General features: G+C 40.1%; 16 protein-coding genes. 8 read left to right on the top strand and 8 right to left on the bottom strand.

From position 1 onward, the window contains the following. Positions 1-422: 422 nt before the first annotated feature. Positions 423-977 (bottom strand): C40 family peptidase, encoded by a 555-nt coding sequence (locus ACR2F7_RS15555; RefSeq protein ID WP_432714463.1) that lies wholly within the window; start codon positions 975-977, stop codon positions 423-425. 232 nt (positions 978-1,209) lie between these two features. On the opposite strand from ACR2F7_RS15555, the gene pdhA reads away from it, so the two are divergent. From pdhA to hisS, 3 genes are all read left to right on the top strand, one after another. Further along, positions 1,210-2,205 carry a pyruvate dehydrogenase (acetyl-transferring) E1 component subunit alpha gene (gene pdhA / locus ACR2F7_RS15550; RefSeq protein WP_432714462.1) on the top strand — a complete coding sequence of 332 codons (996 nt, stop codon included), beginning with the start codon at positions 1,210-1,212 and terminating at the stop codon, positions 2,203-2,205. A gap of 29 nt (positions 2,206-2,234) precedes the next feature. Further along, a complete protein-coding gene (locus ACR2F7_RS15545) occupies positions 2,235-3,890 on the top strand; it encodes a pyruvate dehydrogenase complex dihydrolipoamide acetyltransferase (protein ID WP_432714461.1) in 1,656 nt (551 codons plus the stop codon). A 62-nt stretch (positions 3,891-3,952) separates the two neighbouring features. After that, the gene (gene hisS / locus ACR2F7_RS15540; RefSeq protein ID WP_432714460.1) at positions 3,953-5,335 is read left to right on the top strand and encodes a histidine--tRNA ligase; all 1,383 of its coding nucleotides are present in this window, start codon (positions 3,953-3,955) and stop codon (positions 5,333-5,335) included. 4 nt (positions 5,336-5,339) lie between these two features. Here hisS and ACR2F7_RS15535 read toward each other — a convergent pair whose 3' ends face one another. Next, positions 5,340-6,095: a dienelactone hydrolase family protein gene (locus ACR2F7_RS15535; protein ID WP_432714459.1), complete on the bottom strand. Its 756-nt coding sequence runs from the start codon at positions 6,093-6,095 to the stop codon at positions 5,340-5,342. A 161-nt stretch (positions 6,096-6,256) separates the two neighbouring features. Between ACR2F7_RS15535 and ACR2F7_RS15530 the strand changes: the two genes are divergently transcribed. Continuing rightward, positions 6,257-7,024: a Ku protein gene (locus ACR2F7_RS15530; RefSeq protein ID WP_432714458.1), complete on the top strand. Its 768-nt coding sequence runs from the start codon at positions 6,257-6,259 to the stop codon at positions 7,022-7,024. 3 nt (positions 7,025-7,027) lie between these two features. On the opposite strand, the gene ACR2F7_RS15525 is transcribed toward ACR2F7_RS15530, so the two are convergent. Next, positions 7,028-7,423 carry a response regulator transcription factor gene (locus tag ACR2F7_RS15525; protein ID WP_432714457.1) on the bottom strand — a complete coding sequence of 132 codons (396 nt, stop codon included), beginning with the start codon at positions 7,421-7,423 and terminating at the stop codon, positions 7,028-7,030. A gap of 201 nt (positions 7,424-7,624) precedes the next feature. On the opposite strand from ACR2F7_RS15525, the gene ACR2F7_RS15520 reads away from it, so the two are divergent. Together ACR2F7_RS15520 and ACR2F7_RS15515 are read left to right on the top strand one after the other, a co-directional pair. Beyond that, positions 7,625-7,966, top strand: coding sequence for a hypothetical protein (locus ACR2F7_RS15520; protein WP_432714456.1), 342 nt, complete (start codon positions 7,625-7,627; stop codon positions 7,964-7,966). A 110-nt stretch (positions 7,967-8,076) separates the two neighbouring features. Further along, positions 8,077-10,386: a TonB-dependent receptor gene (locus ACR2F7_RS15515; RefSeq protein WP_432714455.1), complete on the top strand. Its 2,310-nt coding sequence runs from the start codon at positions 8,077-8,079 to the stop codon at positions 10,384-10,386. Between the two features lie 333 nt (positions 10,387-10,719). Here the strand turns inward: ACR2F7_RS15515 and ACR2F7_RS15510 are convergent, their stop codons facing one another. Beyond that, entirely contained in the window at positions 10,720-11,034 is a 315-nt protein-coding gene (locus tag ACR2F7_RS15510) for a PLDc N-terminal domain-containing protein (protein ID WP_432714454.1), read from the bottom strand. Positions 11,035-11,238: 204 nt separating this feature from the next. Here ACR2F7_RS15510 and ACR2F7_RS15505 point away from each other — a divergent pair, with 204 nt between their 5' ends. Further along, positions 11,239-12,228 (top strand): alpha/beta fold hydrolase, encoded by a 990-nt coding sequence (locus ACR2F7_RS15505; RefSeq protein ID WP_432714453.1) that lies wholly within the window; start codon positions 11,239-11,241, stop codon positions 12,226-12,228. Positions 12,229-12,232: 4 nt separating this feature from the next. On the opposite strand, the gene ACR2F7_RS15500 is transcribed toward ACR2F7_RS15505, so the two are convergent. Further along, on the bottom strand, positions 12,233-13,252 hold the full coding sequence (locus ACR2F7_RS15500; protein WP_432714452.1) for a Gfo/Idh/MocA family oxidoreductase: 1,020 nt from the start codon (positions 13,250-13,252) through the stop codon (positions 12,233-12,235). A 47-nt stretch (positions 13,253-13,299) separates the two neighbouring features. Here ACR2F7_RS15500 and ACR2F7_RS15495 point away from each other — a divergent pair, with 47 nt between their 5' ends. Further along, complete coding sequence (locus ACR2F7_RS15495) at positions 13,300-13,650, top strand: hypothetical protein (protein WP_432714451.1); 351 nt, start codon at positions 13,300-13,302, stop codon at positions 13,648-13,650. Between the two features lie 94 nt (positions 13,651-13,744). Here the strand turns inward: ACR2F7_RS15495 and ACR2F7_RS15490 are convergent, their stop codons facing one another. The 3 genes from ACR2F7_RS15490 to ACR2F7_RS15480 all read right to left on the bottom strand — a co-directional run bounded on the left by ACR2F7_RS15490 (position 13,745) and on the right by ACR2F7_RS15480 (position 16,758). Continuing rightward, positions 13,745-14,422 carry an OmpA family protein gene (locus ACR2F7_RS15490; RefSeq protein WP_432714450.1) on the bottom strand — a complete coding sequence of 226 codons (678 nt, stop codon included), beginning with the start codon at positions 14,420-14,422 and terminating at the stop codon, positions 13,745-13,747. A 159-nt stretch (positions 14,423-14,581) separates the two neighbouring features. Next, positions 14,582-15,280, bottom strand: coding sequence for an ABC transporter ATP-binding protein (locus ACR2F7_RS15485; RefSeq protein ID WP_432714449.1), 699 nt, complete (start codon positions 15,278-15,280; stop codon positions 14,582-14,584). Continuing rightward, a complete protein-coding gene (locus ACR2F7_RS15480; protein ID WP_432714448.1) occupies positions 15,280-16,758 on the bottom strand; it encodes a DUF5687 family protein in 1,479 nt (492 codons plus the stop codon). Before ACR2F7_RS15480 ends, ACR2F7_RS15485 begins: the two co-directional genes overlap by 1 nt. Between the last annotated feature and the right edge of the window lie 94 nt (positions 16,759-16,852).

Here is a 16,852-nt window from a genome sequence, read left to right as displayed (position 1 = left end):
GGTATGGGATGCTTCATATTCACTCCACCGAAAATAAAATTAGCGGCACAGATATTGCATTTGTTGGCATATATAAACAAATCTACTTATGAATGTAAAACGTACTTTCGGGACTATTTTAACTGTGTTAGGAATTATCGGACTAATCTGGGGCGGAATTGGTTTTGTAAACCATAGTATTCAAACTCGCGAACTGGTTGTTGTGGCCATCATTGGCATCTTGTTCTTCGTATCGGGAATTGGACTAGTAAGAAACACAAAAGACGAAGCTTAGTTGTCAACAGGCTTTTTCATTAATGTTATGAAGCTTATAACATCAGGAATTAACTGAAGAGGGAAATGGTAATTTTCCTGGTAACAGAAAATTTAAGGCACAAAAAAACCTCCTAAAATCTTTAGGAGGTTTATATAAAAAGTATTTTTTACTCTTCTATTAAGTTCTTGCTAACTGCATCCAGAATACGGCCGCCTTTATAAAAATATCTGGAATAGTAAGGTTCGTTTAAATTGCTGATCACCACACCGCGAGAAGAAGAAGCATGTGCAAAACGATCGTCACCTAAGTAAATACCAATATGAGTAATGCTTTTGCTTTTGATTTTGAAAAACACAAGATCACCTTCTTTAAGTTCATCTTTAGGAAGGGGATTAACCATGCTGAAGATATCGCGGGAGTTTCTTAAGATTGTAGTGTTGAAAACTTTGTCGTATATCGCTTTTGTGAATGCAGAACAGTCAATGCCTTTTTGGGTATTTCCACCGAAGCGGTAAGGGGTACCTATCCATTCATAAATGAATTTATAAAGCTTGATATTCGATGTTGCATCTACGGCAACGCCCATTACTTGAGAAAAATACTGTGACGCCAGGTTGTCTGGGTCTTCTAATTTATTGGATTCTTTTGACTTTGATTGAGCAAAGACGGCTATTGTTGTACAAAGTACAATTAGCGTAGAAAACAAAAATTTTTTAATCATGTTATACTGTTAAGTTTGGGTAAAACTGCACTTGCACTTAAACGTACACCACAAGGGCTTATTGTCAGGTTTTCAAAACTAGTTAATTTAGAAATGCTATCCAAATAGATTGGTAACAAAAATTAAAGTTATTAACACTTTGTATAATAGCAGTGTGTATTTTACAATCTAATCCTTCGATATATTGCAATAAAAAAGTAGATTTGCTCTCGTAAAAAAATCAACACCCAAAATGAGTGCAAAAGAAATTAATAAAGATACCTATTTGAAGTGGTTTGAGTCGATGTTGCTAATGCGCAAATTCGAAGAGAAAACTGGTCAGCTTTACGGTCAGCAAAAAATCCGCGGTTTTTGTCACCTTTATATTGGTCAGGAGGCCGTAGTTGCCGGCGCAATTTCCGCATTAGAACCTGAAGATTCTATGATTACTACTTACCGCGATCATGCTCATGCTTTAGCAAAAGGGGTTAGCGCTAATGCGATCATGGCTGAGATGTATGGTAAAATTACTGGTTGTTCCAAAGGTAAAGGTGGTTCTATGCACATGTTTAGCAAAGAATTTAACTTTTATGGCGGTCACGGTATTGTAGGTGGTCAAATTCCATTGGGTGCAGGCATTGCCTTTGCCGAAAAATATAAAGGCACTAAAAATTTAAATGTTTGTTACATGGGTGACGGAGCTGTTCGTCAGGGTGCTTTAAACGAAGCATTCAACATGGCTATGCTCTGGAAACTTCCTGTCATCTTTGTTTGTGAGAACAACGGTTATGCCATGGGAACTTCTGTAGAACGTACCACTAACATGACTGAGCTCTATAAAATTGGTTTAGGCTTTGATATGCCTTGCTCACCTGTTGACGGCATGGACCCTGTTGCTGTTCACAATGCAATGGATGAAGCAGCACAAAGAGCACGTAACGGCGAAGGTCCAACCTTCCTTGAAATGCGTACTTACCGCTACCGTGGTCATTCCATGTCCGATCCTGCAAAATACCGTACTAAAGACGAATTAGAATCATATAAAGCTAAAGATCCAATTGAACAAGTTAGAGAAGTTATTTTGACAGAAAAATATGCTGATCAGGCCTGGATTGAAGAAATTGAAGCTAAAATCAAACAGATTGTTGATGAATCAGTAAAATTTGCTGAAGAATCTCCTTTCCCTGATGAGTCTGAATTATACAAAGATGTATATGTACAGCAAGATTACCCATACGTACAAGATTAATTTTCAACATATTTCATTGATATTATAGAATGGCTGAAGTAGTTAGAATGCCCAAAATGAGCGATACCATGACCGAAGGGGTAATGGCAAAGTGGCATGTTAAAGTTGGCGATAAAATTAAAAGCGGCGATGTAATGGCCGAAGTGGAAACCGATAAGGCAACCATGGACTTAGAATCATATTGGGATGCTACTGTGCTATACATTGGTGTAGAAGAAGGTAAAGCTGTACCAATTGATGCTGTTATTGCCGTTGTTGGTAAAGAAGGTGAAGATTATAAAGCATTGCTTGAGGCTGAAAATACTACTGCTGCACCTGCTACTCCTGCAGATCAAAAAGATACTGCAGCTACCCCAGCGGAAAGTACTCCTGCAGCTGCTTCGGCATCCTCAGCTGCTGACTTAGAGAAATTAGGCGTTACCGTAGTACGTATGCCTTTGTTAAGTGATACCATGACTGAAGGCGTTATTGCTGAATGGCATAAAAAAGTAGGTGATAAAGTTAAAGAAGATGATATTCTTGCTGATGTTGAAACCGATAAGGCTACAATGGAAGTAATGGGTTATGCTGAAGGTACTTTATTACATATTGGTGTTGAAAAAGGTCAGGCTGCAAAAGTAAATGGCATTATTGCTATTGTTGGTCCGGAAGGCACTGATATCAGTGGCATCTTGAGCCAGGGCGATGTACCTGCTGCAGCTGCACCGGCTCAAAATACAGCGGCTCCTGTTGCTGAAGAAAATGCTGCCGCAGCTCCTGCAGCAGAAAAAGAAGCCCTTTCGGCAGATGGTGGTAGAGTGAAAGCTTCTCCATTAGCGAAAAGAATAGCAAAAGAAAAAGGTATTGATCTTGCACAGGTGGCAGGCAGTGCTGATGGTGGAAGAATTATCAAAAAAGATATTGAGAACTTCAAACCAGCAGCGGCCCCAGTTGCAACGGCAGCTTCGGCTCCTGCAGCAGCAGCAGAAAAACCGGCAGCACAAATACCTCAATATATTGGTGTAGAGAAATTTACAGAGAAACCTGTTACCCAAATGCGTAAGGTTATTGCCAAACGTTTAGCGGAAAGCTTGTTTACTGCACCACACTTCTATTTAACCATGAGCATTGATATGGACGGCGCTATTGCTGCCCGAAAAAAAATTAATGAATATGCACCGGTTAAAATATCTTTCAATGATATGGTGTTAAAAGCAGCTGCAATTGCTTTGAAACAACATCCAAATGTGAACTCTTCGTGGTTAGGCGATAAAATACGTTACAATGAGCATGTAAACATTGGCGTAGCTGTAGCTGTTGAAGATGGATTATTGGTTCCTGTTGTGCGTTTTGCCGACGGAAAATCATTATCTCATATCTCTGCTGAAGTAAAAGACTTTGCACAACGTGCAAAAGCTAAAAAACTACAGCCTTCGGATTGGGAAGGTTCTACCTTTACCATTTCCAACTTAGGAATGTTCGGCATTGACGAATTTACGGCCATTATCAACCCACCTGATGCTTGTATTTTAGCAATCGGCGGTATATCACAAGTACCTGTTGTTAAAAACGGTGCCGTGGTTCCTGGTAATGTCATGAAAGTTACCTTAAGTTGCGATCACAGGGCAGTAGATGGTGCTACAGGTTCTGCATTCTTGCAAACCTTCAAGGCCCTTCTCGAAGAACCTGTCAGGTTATTGGTTTAAAATATAGAAAAGCTGCCTCGGCAGCTTTTTTTATGCCTTTTACTTTTTGTACTTTTGCCGCTATGTCAAACATCAAACCATCACTCGTAAAAGGTACAAGGGACTTCTCTCCACAGGAAATGATCAAACGAAATTATATTTTCGATACCATTAAAAAGGTATTTAAGAAATATGGCTACGCAGAAATTCAAACCCCATCTATGGAGAACCTTTCTACCCTGACCGGAAAATATGGAGATGAAGGTGACAAGCTGATCTTTAAAATTCTAAACAGCGGAGATTTCCTTTCTAAAGTGGATCCTGAGCTGTTAAACGCTAAAAATTCTAACGCCATCACTTCTTCAGTAAGTGAAAAGGCTTTACGTTATGACCTTACTGTTCCGTTTGCGCGTTACGTAGTGATGCATCAAAACGACATTGCATTGCCTTTTAAACGTTTCCAGATTCAACCGGTATGGCGTGCCGATCGTCCGCAAAAAGGCCGTTACCGCGAATTTTACCAGTGTGATGCTGATGTTGTTGGTTCAGAAAGTTTATTGAACGAAGCAGAATTTGCCCTCATGTACCAGGAAGCGCTAAGCAATCTGGGTTTAAAAGACTTCACCATTAAAATTAATAACCGTAAAATCCTTTCTGGTATTGCAGAGATCATCGGTAAACCAGAGTTAATTGTAGACATGACGGTTGCTATTGATAAGCTTGATAAAATTGGCTTTGATGGTGTAACCAAAGAACTGATTGAACGTGGTTTTACTGAAGCTGATGTAGAAGTATTGAAGCCTGTAATTTTATTAGAAGGCAGTAACGACATAAAACTAGCACGTTTAAAAGAGGTTCTTGCCAGTTCTGAAACCGGCTTAAAAGGAATAGCAGAAATAGAAGTTGTTTTCGATTACATAAAAGCCTTAATTAGCGCCGATACAGCAACTCTTAACCTTGAGTTAGATATTACCCTTGCCAGGGGATTAAATTACTATACAGGCTGTATTTATGAGGTTAAAACCAATGAAGCAGCCATGGGTAGTATCGGTGGTGGTGGCCGTTACGATGATTTAACTGGCATGTTTGGTTTAAAAGGCCTTACTGGGGTGGGTATTTCTTTTGGTGCAGACCGTATTTACGATGTGCTGGAAGAGTTAAACCTGTTTCCTACTGATGCTATAGCGGGCACAAAAGTGCTGATCAGTAACTTTGATCAGGACGCGGAAAAATATGCTTTGCCTATATTGAAGCAATTGCGACAAGCAGCTGTAGTGACTGAACTTTACCCGGCGGCGGCAAAACTGAAAAAACAGATGGCTTATGCCGATGCTAAAAATATACCTTTCGTCATCTTGATTGGTAGTGATGAAATGCAAAGCGGCCTGCTTACCCTAAAGGATATGCATACCGGAAACCAGGAAAAACTCACACTGGAAGAAATCACTACGCGTTTACAAGCCTAAAGCCTTATAGTACTTCATCAAGAAACAATAAGAAATGTCTCCAGGATCTTTTATCGGCTAATTCATTATAGGCAGCGCCTTTTGAATTATCATTTCCTGCAGACTTTTCTGTAAAAGCATGCACCGCATTGGCATAATAAATCATTTGCCAATCGGCTTTGCTGTCTCTCATTTCTTTTTGAAAAGCCATAACCTGTTCTTGAGGAACAGAAGGGTCGTCAGCACCATGCAATACCAATACCTTTGGCGTAAGCTGCACTGCTGGTCTTGAAGCCTCTTTATTTAGGCCGCCATGAAAAGAAACTACTCCTTTCACTGGCATGTTTGCCCGTGCGGCTTCTAAAGCACCAGTACCTCCAAAGCAATAACCAATAACTACAATTTTATTTGGGTCGGCACCAGCTTTAATCAATTGGGTTAATGCCAGCTTAATTCTTTGCTGGTAACTTTTAAAGTTAGCTTTATAATAGCCTGCAATTTCTCCAGCAGCTTTATTGTCGGCCGGATATTTCCCTTCTCCATAAATATCAGCAATGAAAGCATTATAGCCCAGTGCCGCTAAATCTTTGGCAACAGTTTTAGAATGTTCATCTATGCCTTTCCAGGCGGGTAAAATAAGTACGCCGCCTTTACTGCCTTTGGCAGGAGCAATGGAAAATCCATGGAGTTTCTGATCACCATCAGCATACAACACGGGTTTGAGCTGAGCATAAGTCATGGTGGTCAATAGGGTGAGGGCAAATAATAAAATCTTTTTCATATAACTAATTTACTAATTAATATTCATTCGTGTTATTTTGTTTGATGAAGTCAAAGGCGTTATACCGATGCTTGATTTATTGCCTTGGTTAGGGCTCGTGACTGTGTTCCATAAAAACAATTCTGTTGCTCCCGGTGTTGTTTACCAAAAATAAGCATATAATGAGGTCAATTTGGAAAGGTTCAATCGGTTTTGGTTTAGTCAATATCCCTATCAAGCTTTACTCCGCAGTACAAAAAAGTAACCTTGACCTGGATATGCTGGACCAAAAAGATCACTCCAGGATTAAATTTCAGCGGATCAATGAAAGCACCCGCAAGGAAGTTCCATTTGATAAAATTGTAAGGGGCTATTTGCTTAACGACAACTATGTCATTCTGGATGAGCAGGATTTTGCTGACGCCAGTCCGGAGAAAACCAAAATGATAGAGCTGGAGAACTTTGTAGACATCCAGGAGATCAACCCCATCTATTATGAAACCTCCTATTATGCAGAGCCAGAAACGCAGGGTAAAAAGGCCTATGCTTTATTGCTCAAAGCGCTCATACAATCAAAAAAAGCTGGCGTTGGCCGTTTTGTGCTGCGCAGTACAGAAAATCTCTGCGTTATTCACCCCCTTGATGAAGTGATTACCGTTACCAAGATCCGCTTTCAGGAGGAAATCCGCTCTGCTGAAGTCATCAAAGTGCCCGCACTGGATACCATTAGTAAGAAAGAATTAGATGTGGGCATGGCGCTGATTAAACAGTATTCTTCCCCTTTTGATATCTCCAGCTTCAAAGATGAATATACCAATGAGCTGTTGAAGATCATTAAAGCAAAAGCAAAAGGAAAAAGGGCGACAGTTAAAAAGCTTAAGCCAAGAACGGCTACTGAGGATGATTTATATAGCCAATTGATGCAAAGCCTGAAAAGCAAGGGCGCTTAGCCATTAGCAATAGGTATGGCCAGCTAGAATGCCTTCAATTTTATCCAGCAGGTCATCAATATCAAAAGGTTTAGCTAAAAAGCCATTTGGTTTAATCTCGCCATGTTGAATATTTGCTTCGGTATAGCGGGCAGAAATCATCAATACAGGAATATCACTTGTCTTTTCATCACTGCGCAGTTGCTGTAGCAAAACCCTGCCATCAGCATCTGGAAGCATAATGTCCAAAATAAGTAGATCAGGTTTAAGTGCGTCTAAATGGGCTAACATATTTTCACTTTTACCGAGCCCGGTTACTTTATATGATTCACTTTGCAGAATTAAAGTTATCACATCTAAAATAGCGTGGTTATCTTCAATTACAAGGATGTTCTTACATGATTTAGAGCCTGTTGCCAAAGTATTTATATTTTGAAAATGTGAATATACAAAGTTAAATAATGTTTATAGATATTTTCAATTTCCTAAACATAATATTTGTTTAAATAGGTTAATTTACCTGCTGCAGACAAGTCTTTTCTGTGCTTGTTTATTTTTATAAAAGCATTGTTACGCTAATATATACTAAATTTTCTTTACAATTGAGTACTTTTGTGCATATTGAAAAACAAGCGTAAACATATTCAACAATTCTTAGCGGCTGCCTTGCTCCTGGTATTTTCCATTGCATTGACACCCTGGAGTGCGCTTCATCATCACCCGGAGGTAACTTACCATCCGGTAAAGGAAAAAGTTTGTACCCACAAACTTCACCTTGACAGCCATACCGACACCTGTTTGGTTTGTGCTGCTCATTTCGAGAAAAATTACATCAGTACTACAGCTACTTTCCAGGTTTTCCTATCTGTAAAATCCTTTATTAGAGAAGCTCCTGTACTCAGCACTTGTTATATTGCCCTTTTTGGCACCTTCCTGCGTGGTCCTCCATCAGCACATTGCTAAAACCATTCTTCCAAATTATTCCCTAAAGAAACCATAATCACCCAGCGTGTAAAATACCGCTGTGGCTATTTTTATAATGGTTTCATCACTATATATACAATCAATTACTGATGAAAAAGATACATTTCACCATAGCAGTGCTATTGCTGTTATTTGCTGTACACAGTTATGCTGCCGTACTGATACAATTTAAAGGAAAAGTTATTGATGCCACCACACAGGAAGCACTTCCAGGAGCTGTCATCACCATTGCCGACCTTCGTGTTTCTGCCGTTACCGATGCTAATGGTGAGTTTGTGCTTAAAAATGTTCCTGAAAACGGAAGTTTTCTTGTGCAGATCAGGTATGTAGGTTACGAAACCAGCAGTCAGCTGGTTAACTTTAAAGAACTCCACACCACTGTTTTTGCCCTCAAACCTAGTGTAATTGAAGGTCGCGAAGTGGTTATTACCGGCATTGCCAACAGCAGTGACAGTCGCAGGAACAGCACTTCCATTGCCAGTTTAAGCAGGGCAGATTTATTGGCACATCCATCTACAAATTTGATGGATGCCATTTCAAGGGTTCCCGGAGTTTCTCAAATTACCACTGGTAATGCCATTTCAAAACCTGTAATCAGGGGATTAAGCGCTAATAGGGTGTTGACGCTGAATAATGGTGTTAAACAACAAGGACAACAGTGGGGCGAAGAACATGGCATAGAAATAGACCAGTACAGTGCTGCGCGGGTAGAAATTCTACGTGGGCCGGCAAGTTTACTTTATGGCTCCGATGCCCTTGGTGGGGTTATTAATATTTTAGATGCCCTGCCTGCACCTGTAGGAACCCTGGAAGGGGAGTTTTTAACCAATTATGCCACTAACAGTGGTTTAAGCGGCAGCTCCTTAATGTTTCAGGGCAATGAAAATGGCTTTATTTACCGTGCCCGTGGTTCTTATAAAAATGCACATTCTTTTCAAACTCCTGTAGGTTATGTGCCCAACTCTGGCTTCAATGAAACCTCTTTTAACGGACAAATTGGCCTCAATAAATCCTGGGGTTATGCACACTTAGATTTCTCCAGCTTTAGGAACAACATTGGCTTTTATGAGCCTGATTTAAATGATGCCGGCGAATTTGTAGATGAAGATGGACAAACATTTACAAAAGAACAGTATAAAAGCCGCGACCTGAGCTTTCCTCAACAGGATGTACGCCACCAGAAAATTGCCTTTAACAGTAACCTGTTGTTGAGCAATGGCAGCTTGAAAACAATTTTAGGCTATCAACGTAACCAGCGTCGTGAGTTGGAAGAAGCTGATGTTGCTCCAGAATTATTTCTGGACATGCATACCTACAGCTACGACTTTAAATATTCTTTGGCCAACAGCAACGGCTGGTCGCCGGTATTTGGCCTTAGCGGCGAGTTTATCCACGCTAACAACACCAAAGGCGAGGAAGCCCTGATCCCTGATTTTGATTCTCAAGCTTACGGTGCATTTGCATACCTTAAAAAAACATGGAATAAAAACACCTTTAATGCTGGTATAAGGTATGATTACCGTCAGCTGAAGGGTAAACAATACCTTGCTGAAGAGGAAGTGGTGTTTAACGATTTCTCCAATGATTTTTCAAACATCAGTGGTGGTATAGGTTATACCCATGAGTTTAATGAGCAGTTGAGTTTAAAAGCTAATGCAGGCTCTGCCTTTAGGGCACCCAATATTGCTGAACTTTCCTCTAATGGGGTTCATGAGGGGGCTTTCCGTTATGAAATTGGTAATGTTGATTTAAAACCAGAACAAAGCTTCCAGTTTGATGCCGCCGTAGATTACCAGACAAGTACCGTGAGTGCCAGTCTGAGTGGTTTTATGAACATTATCCACGATTATATTTTCTATGAGCAAAGTAACGAAACCATCGACGACTATCCCGTATTCCGTTCTGTACAAAACAATGCTTTTTTACGCGGATTGGAAGCCTCTTTAACGCTCCACCCCATCGAGTTGGTACACTTTGAAAATAGCTTCTCTTATACCTGGGCAACAAACAGGGCCACCAAACAACCTTTGCCTTTTATACCAGCCGCTATTTTACGTAACGAAGTTCGTTTTGAACCGGAGCTAGGTGGCACAAAGAAATCTTACCTTTCCCTCGGACTGGATAATTATTTCAGTCAGAATAGGGTGAGTGATTTTGAAACCAGCACCAAGGGATATACGCTGTTTAGTGCGTCTATTGGTACGACCATTAACCTCAGTAAAAAGCAAGAATTATCGTTGTATGTTTCTGGTAAAAACCTGCTCAATAAAAAATATTACGACCACTTAAGCAGGTATAAACCTGGTCGTTTAGACGACACGAACCCTGCCTTTGGTATTTATAACCCCGGTAGGAATATCACTTTTGGTGTTGTGCTTCCTTTTCTGCTCAAACAGTAAAGTCAGTTATTGATTTTTTAAGATCCTGTATCATGATGAATGATACGGGATCTTTCTGTTTTTAGGCACCTTACCGACAACTAATATTTACCCAATCGGTGAGCAGGTATTGAAAGGGCATTAGCAGGGCCTTCAGTTATCAATCGATATAGGAAGGCCCTACGAAGGCCCTGCCAACGCCCTCTGAACGCTATGGTAACTATTACCTTTAGGAAAGCTCATACCTTTAATAATTGATTGTTTTCCTGGCTGTTTTTGGGCGCTCATTCCATAAAAAAGAAGGCTGTATCGAAAAATGATACAGCCTCCTAATGCTTTGTTTAAGCTTAAGTTTTATTTTTTGTGATGAAGGATTTTATAATGCCTGGTTATTCGGGGCTGACCGTAAAAGAAATATAAGAAGCCACAAAGAATATTGAAGATGATAAAACCAACAGTCCACATTATTTTTTCGTTGCTGTTGATTCTATCGGATTGGTAGATTTCATAAAGCGCTGTAAGGATAAAAATGGCTACATGTCCAGAGGCAATAATCAAGATCAATCGGGAGATGATCAGGTCATTTTCAAACTGCATCAAGACCATACCAATGACTGTCAGGATACAAAAGTTAAGGAAAGATAGTCTAAAAATGTTGCGTGAATTCATTGTTTTAAGGGTTGAAAGGTTAATTGGAATCAGTGTGTTAATATAAGTATTTATTTCAGTAATTTATTGACTTGTTGTGTTTTATGTGTAGGGGAGGAGGCACTTTCCTGCAAGGTGATTTCCTTTTGTCTTCTTCTAAAGTTTAAAAAGGCTTATATTTAGAACTTTCACTCTCCGATATTGTTTTTCAGTTAAATTATAAACATGTTTAAAAAGACTTCTTCCCTATTAATGCTTTTCCTGGCATTGACAGTAACTACTTACGCTCAAAAGATAGATACCCTTTCCATCACTTTGGAAAATGTTAAATATGCTTATCCAGTTAAATATTTCCCCATTGTAACCGAAGGTCAGGATCTGCGCATGGCCTATATGGATATTGAGCCCACCCAAAAGGCTAATGGCAAAACGGTGCTATTGCTGCATGGCAAAAACTTTGGTGGTTATTACTGGACCAATGTCATTAAAGCCTTAACCGAACGTGGTTACCGGGTGGTTGTGCCAGATCAGATTGGTTTTGGTAAATCGTCTAAAGCGTTTATCCATTATAGTTTTCACCAGATGGCAGCCTGGAATAAAGCATTGATTAGTTCTTTGGGTATTGAAAAAGTAAATATCCTTGGTCATTCTATGGGTGGCATGCTTGCTACTCGTTTTGCTTTACTTTATCCTGAATCTACACAAAAATTATTATTAGAAAACCCTATAGGGCTGGAAGATTACAGGCAGATTGTGCCTTATATAAGCACTGAACAGCAGTACCAGACTGAATTAAAGGCTACAGCAGAAACAGCGCGTAATTATTATAAAAGCTCTTATTTCACCATGTGGAAACCTGAATATGAGTTTCTGGTGAGTGTGGCTGGTGGCGTAACTAACAGTACCGACTTTCCACGCTGGGCAAAGGTGGCTGCCATGACTTATACCATGATCTATGAACAACCTGTTGTTTATGAATTTGCCAATCTTAAAGTGCCTACTGTACTTTTTATTGGTAAAGAAGATAAAACCATTGTGGGCAAAGGCCTGCTGAGTGCAGCACAACAAAGCCTGTTTGGCCAGTACAAAGTATTGGGTAAACAAACTGCGGCAAAAATTCCAAAAGCTAAATTGATTGAATTTGAAGGATGTGGGCACATTCCACACCTGGAAGTACCCACAGAATTTACCATTGCCTTATTAGGCAGTTTATAAGCTATTAATGGTCTGCTTCTAAAATTTGAAGCTGCCATAATACCTGCTCTTCTTTTACAGGAAAAGCATCACCATGAACAAGGGAACGATAGATGGCCTCAAACAAGTCCATGTATCTTCCTTCTTCTGATGGAATAATGGTTCTGGTTTTATGGCCTTCCTCATCTACCTGGGTCAATATTCCGCCACTGTTTTCCTCTTCCAGCCCATAACCAGGGTCTAGGGCTTTCATGCCTTTTAAAAGCTGTGCTTCCTGCACATCTGTACGTCCCTTAATGAAACTTCCTTTTTCGCCATGCAGTACAAATGCAGGCTGTATATCTGCTACCAAAATGTTTGAATGTACAAATACATTGACATTATTTGGGTAGGCTAAATAGATGCTGAAATAATCATCTACCTGTGTGTCTTTACGTACTTTGCTTAATATTTTATGATGGCTTAAGGGCTGGCCGAAAAGACTGATAGCCTGGTCTAGCAAATGTGGGCCAAGGTCATATTGCATGCCACTGGCAGCCATAGGCTCCTCCTTAAAGGTTTTAGGACTAATAGCGGGACGGTAACGGTCATACCTGATATGGACTTCTGATAGGCGGCCTAAAACACCCTGCTCCAATATTTTTCTGACACTTTTGAAATCACTGTCCCAGCGTCTGTTTTGATAAACAAATACCTGTTTGCCTTTTTCCCTGGCAAGGTTAAATAAAATTTGTGCTTCAGCAGCTGTTGCTGCAAAAGGTTTCTCCACAATGATATGTTTACCTTTTTCAAGGGCACGTTTAGCATAGTCAAAATGGGTATAATTGGGCGTGTTGATTACCACGAGAGCTAACGACTCATCGTTGAGCAGGTCTTCAACAGAGGGGTAGCTTTTAATTTGAGGGTAGTCCAGGGCTGCATTTTGATGATGACGCTCTGTTACTGCGGCCAGTTCAAAACCCGGGTGCGCCTCCAGGAAAGGTGCATGAAATACTTTTCCAGACATGCCATAGGCGAGTATGCCAGTTTTAATTACTTTTTCCATAGGCTAAAAATACGGAATACATATTCGATAAATGTATCTTTGCCTCTATGAAACCAGCAGAAATCCATGCAAAATGGAAAATTCTACAGCAGAAGATTGCTAAAGAATTTGATTCCGATGTACCGGACCTTAAAGTCATCTTATTTTTAATCGGTGTGCAGGAATTGGGCAAGGGACCAGGCAAATACAGTAAGCGACAAAAAGAAGAGCTGATGCATATTGCTACCTGCCGTTTATTGAGTGAAATGGGTTTCTATGAATTAGAAGGCTTAGATCAGGATGGATGGCCGCACTGGAAACTGGTAAAACCCGTTCCTTCTTTTGCCATGATGCAGCAGGAGTTACTGTTGATGTCACTGGCCATAGATTACTTTGAAGATATCTACAGGGACGAATAAAAGCCTTTGGCTTTCCTTAAAAAAACGACAATAAAAAACCCGAAGTACAAAGTACAACGGGTTTTCGTTTTTATAGGTAGATGTAAATTCTTATTTAGCTTTGAGTTTTAGCTTGTTCTTTAAGTTCGTCGTTAGCCACAATTACAATTTCTACACGACGGTTAGCCGCTTTACCAGCCTCAGTAGTATTGTCTGCAACTGGCTCACTGAAACCTTTACCAATAGTTACTAACCTAGATGAAGGCACGCCTTTAGCTACAGCATAAGCTTTAACAGCTGCTGCTCTTCTTTGTGATAGGCTTAAGTTATAAGCTTCTGTACCTGTGTTATCTGTGTGACCAATAATTTTAATATCTGTACCTGGATATTCGTTTAATGAATTAGCCAAGGTCTGTATGTTATCTTTAGCTGCTGCTTTTAAGTTTGAGCTGTCAAAGTCAAATAAGATACCACTATCAAATTTTACAATGATACCTTCACCTTCACGGATTACTTCAGCACTAGGGATTGCATTTTTGATCTCTGCAGCTTGTTTATCCATTCTTTTTCCGATAAAACCACCTGCAGTACCACCAACCGCACCACCAATAATAGCACCAACAGCAGTGTTACCAGCTTTTTTTCCAATGATAGCACCAATAACGCCACCTGCTGCAGCACCAATACCTGCACCTTTTTGTGTTTTTGTTAAACTATCACATCCCTGGAATGTCATTGCGCCCATTGCTAACGCTATACTAAATGCTGCTATTTTAAATTTTGAAGTAACCATGTTCTGTTTGTTGATTTTTATATTTATTCTAACAGGCCACAGGCAAACCGAATGCCAATCCTTAAATTTATGTAACAAAAGTGCCTAAAGATTAATAATACTTAGTTTTTAAGGTGTGATTCTAAATTTTCTTTGTCATATTGTATACTATTCCATACATCAGGTTTCAGAAAAATAAGCCTTTAATTCAGGAAGGGTGTTTACGTCTGTATAGATGTCTTTAATGACCAGGCCCTTTTCCATGAGGATTATGCGGTTACACACATCGGTGACATGGTTTAAGTCATGACTGGAGATGAGTGTTGTAACCTGATGCCCATGTTTTAAGTCTTTAAGCAAAGCTTTAAGCCTGATTTGTGTTGTAGGATCCAGGTTGGCAAAGGGCTCATCCAGAACTAGTAATCGTGGATTTTGCATCATGGCTGCGGCAATGCCTATTTTATTTTGGTTGCCCTTTGAAAAATCCCTGATGTACTTTCCGCTGTTTAATATTTCACCGTTGAAAAATTCCCCATACTGTTGGAGGTTCTCCATCACCTGCGATGGACGCTGCTGGTGTAAGCTGCCAACAAAGACAAAATACTCTTCAGGACTGAGATAATCGATCAGAAAACCCTCATCTAAAAAAGAGGCTGTGTATTCTTTCCATTGGTCATCCTGTGCTACATTAATGCCATCTGACAAAATTACACCATCGTCAGCTCTGATTAAGTCCAGCAGCATTCTAAAAAGCGTGGTTTTACCCGCGCCGTTATTGCCTACCAAACCAATGGTATCGCCTTTGTTGATGGTTAATTGATCGATGTTAACGACAGTGCGGTTGCCATAAATCTTTTTTAAGTTGTTAATTTCTACCATTATGAGCGTTCTCTAAAGCCTTCGGCTATTTTGTATTTTCTTTTTTTAAACTCCTTTGTTAATATATCCACCCAAAATTTGCGCGTAAAGATGCCGATGATGCCCAAAATACCAATCGCGGCCATCCCCATGTAAGGGCTGTTATAATAGGCAAAGGGTAGGTAAATTAAATAGGGGAACAGCAATACCGGCAGGCTCATTAACATAGATGTTGCCCCAACACCCTGCCAGTTAAAGCTGGAGCCTTTACTGAGGTCTATGAAGTTATAATTTCTGGTGGCAAAATACAACACCATTACCGTAGACACACCGATATTATAGAAATAGGCCGCAAATTGTATCACTAAGATTTTCCAGCTGATGAAGCCGTATAGACTGACAATGATGGTTAAAATTGTAGAAGACAGGGTGAAGAGCAGGAATTTTGACTTGATGAAAGTTTTGATATTAGTTTTATTGGCCATTAAACCATCAAATTCTGCACCCTGCCAGCCAAACATAAATTGACCATAAAGCAACACCATATTGCCGGTCATAAAAAGTGCTGCAAAGAGCATCATGGCAACCTGGTCTTTTTCTATCAGTTCTTTGCGGTAAAAGAGTAAGCCATAAAAGATAAAGATCAGCCCTTTGGAAACCGTAGAGCGGGAGCGTTTATTTCTTAATATCAGCTTAATTTCCATAGCGGCCAAGGTGCCAACCTCGCCAAAGCGGTTTAAAAAGGGATAGTCGGTGGCAGATTTAGGCTGCTGACCAGTACTCAGCTCTTCAATGTATAAGTTATTATAGAGGTAATTAGCATTGAGCTTGAAAACAAGTATGGCTATTACAGGAAAAGCGATGCCTATCCATGGCTGCAGCGTTATCTGCTGAAAGACTATGTTAGACACTGCTGCAATGGAAAACACCTGGTAATACTCCAGGGCAGCAAAGCTGAACAAGAGCACCATGCCGACGAGTACAAAACGGGCACTGACGGTCGACAAACGTTTTACATAGAGTGCCAGGTAATTGTTAAACAGGGCTAAGGATAAGATAGATACCATAAACATCGCTCCAGCTGCGGCACCATATTTTTCGCTGATGCGCATGATACAGAAAGGGAAAAAGATGAAAATGGGCAACAGGTTGAATGCAGAGAATAAAGCGCGGATATTTAAAAAGTTAACCAGCTTTCTTTTGCGGATATTTAGGTGCAGGTAAGGCTGTACGGCAAGTGTAGGCAGCTCCTGCAGCTGCAGTCGCATGAGTAAGTCTACCACAAAATAATACAGGATAAAGCCATTAAAAACCATCATCACGTCCTGGTCTGGCAGCAGCTTTTCAATAAAGTCTTCCATGGCGATGCCGATAAAAAAGGCACAGGCCAATACATAGAGAATAAGAAAAGCCATAAACAGCTGAACCGCTATGTGACTTCCCTTACCATGGGAGCGCCAGAAGCTTGTCCACTGGTGGTTTAAAAAAGTGAAGAGCATATCAGTAGTTATATTTGTTTTTCCAGTTTTGGCGTAATTTTTCTCTTAGTTTATCTTCGGCGGGGTTTTTACCGGGATCGTATAATTTAGTGCC

This window comes from Pedobacter sp., from assembly GCF_045628745.1.
In the GTDB taxonomy this organism is placed as follows: Bacteria; Bacteroidota; Bacteroidia; order Sphingobacteriales; family Sphingobacteriaceae; genus Pedobacter.
Note: the sequence above shows the minus strand (reverse complement) of the source record. Positions and strands in the feature narration are given on the sequence as shown.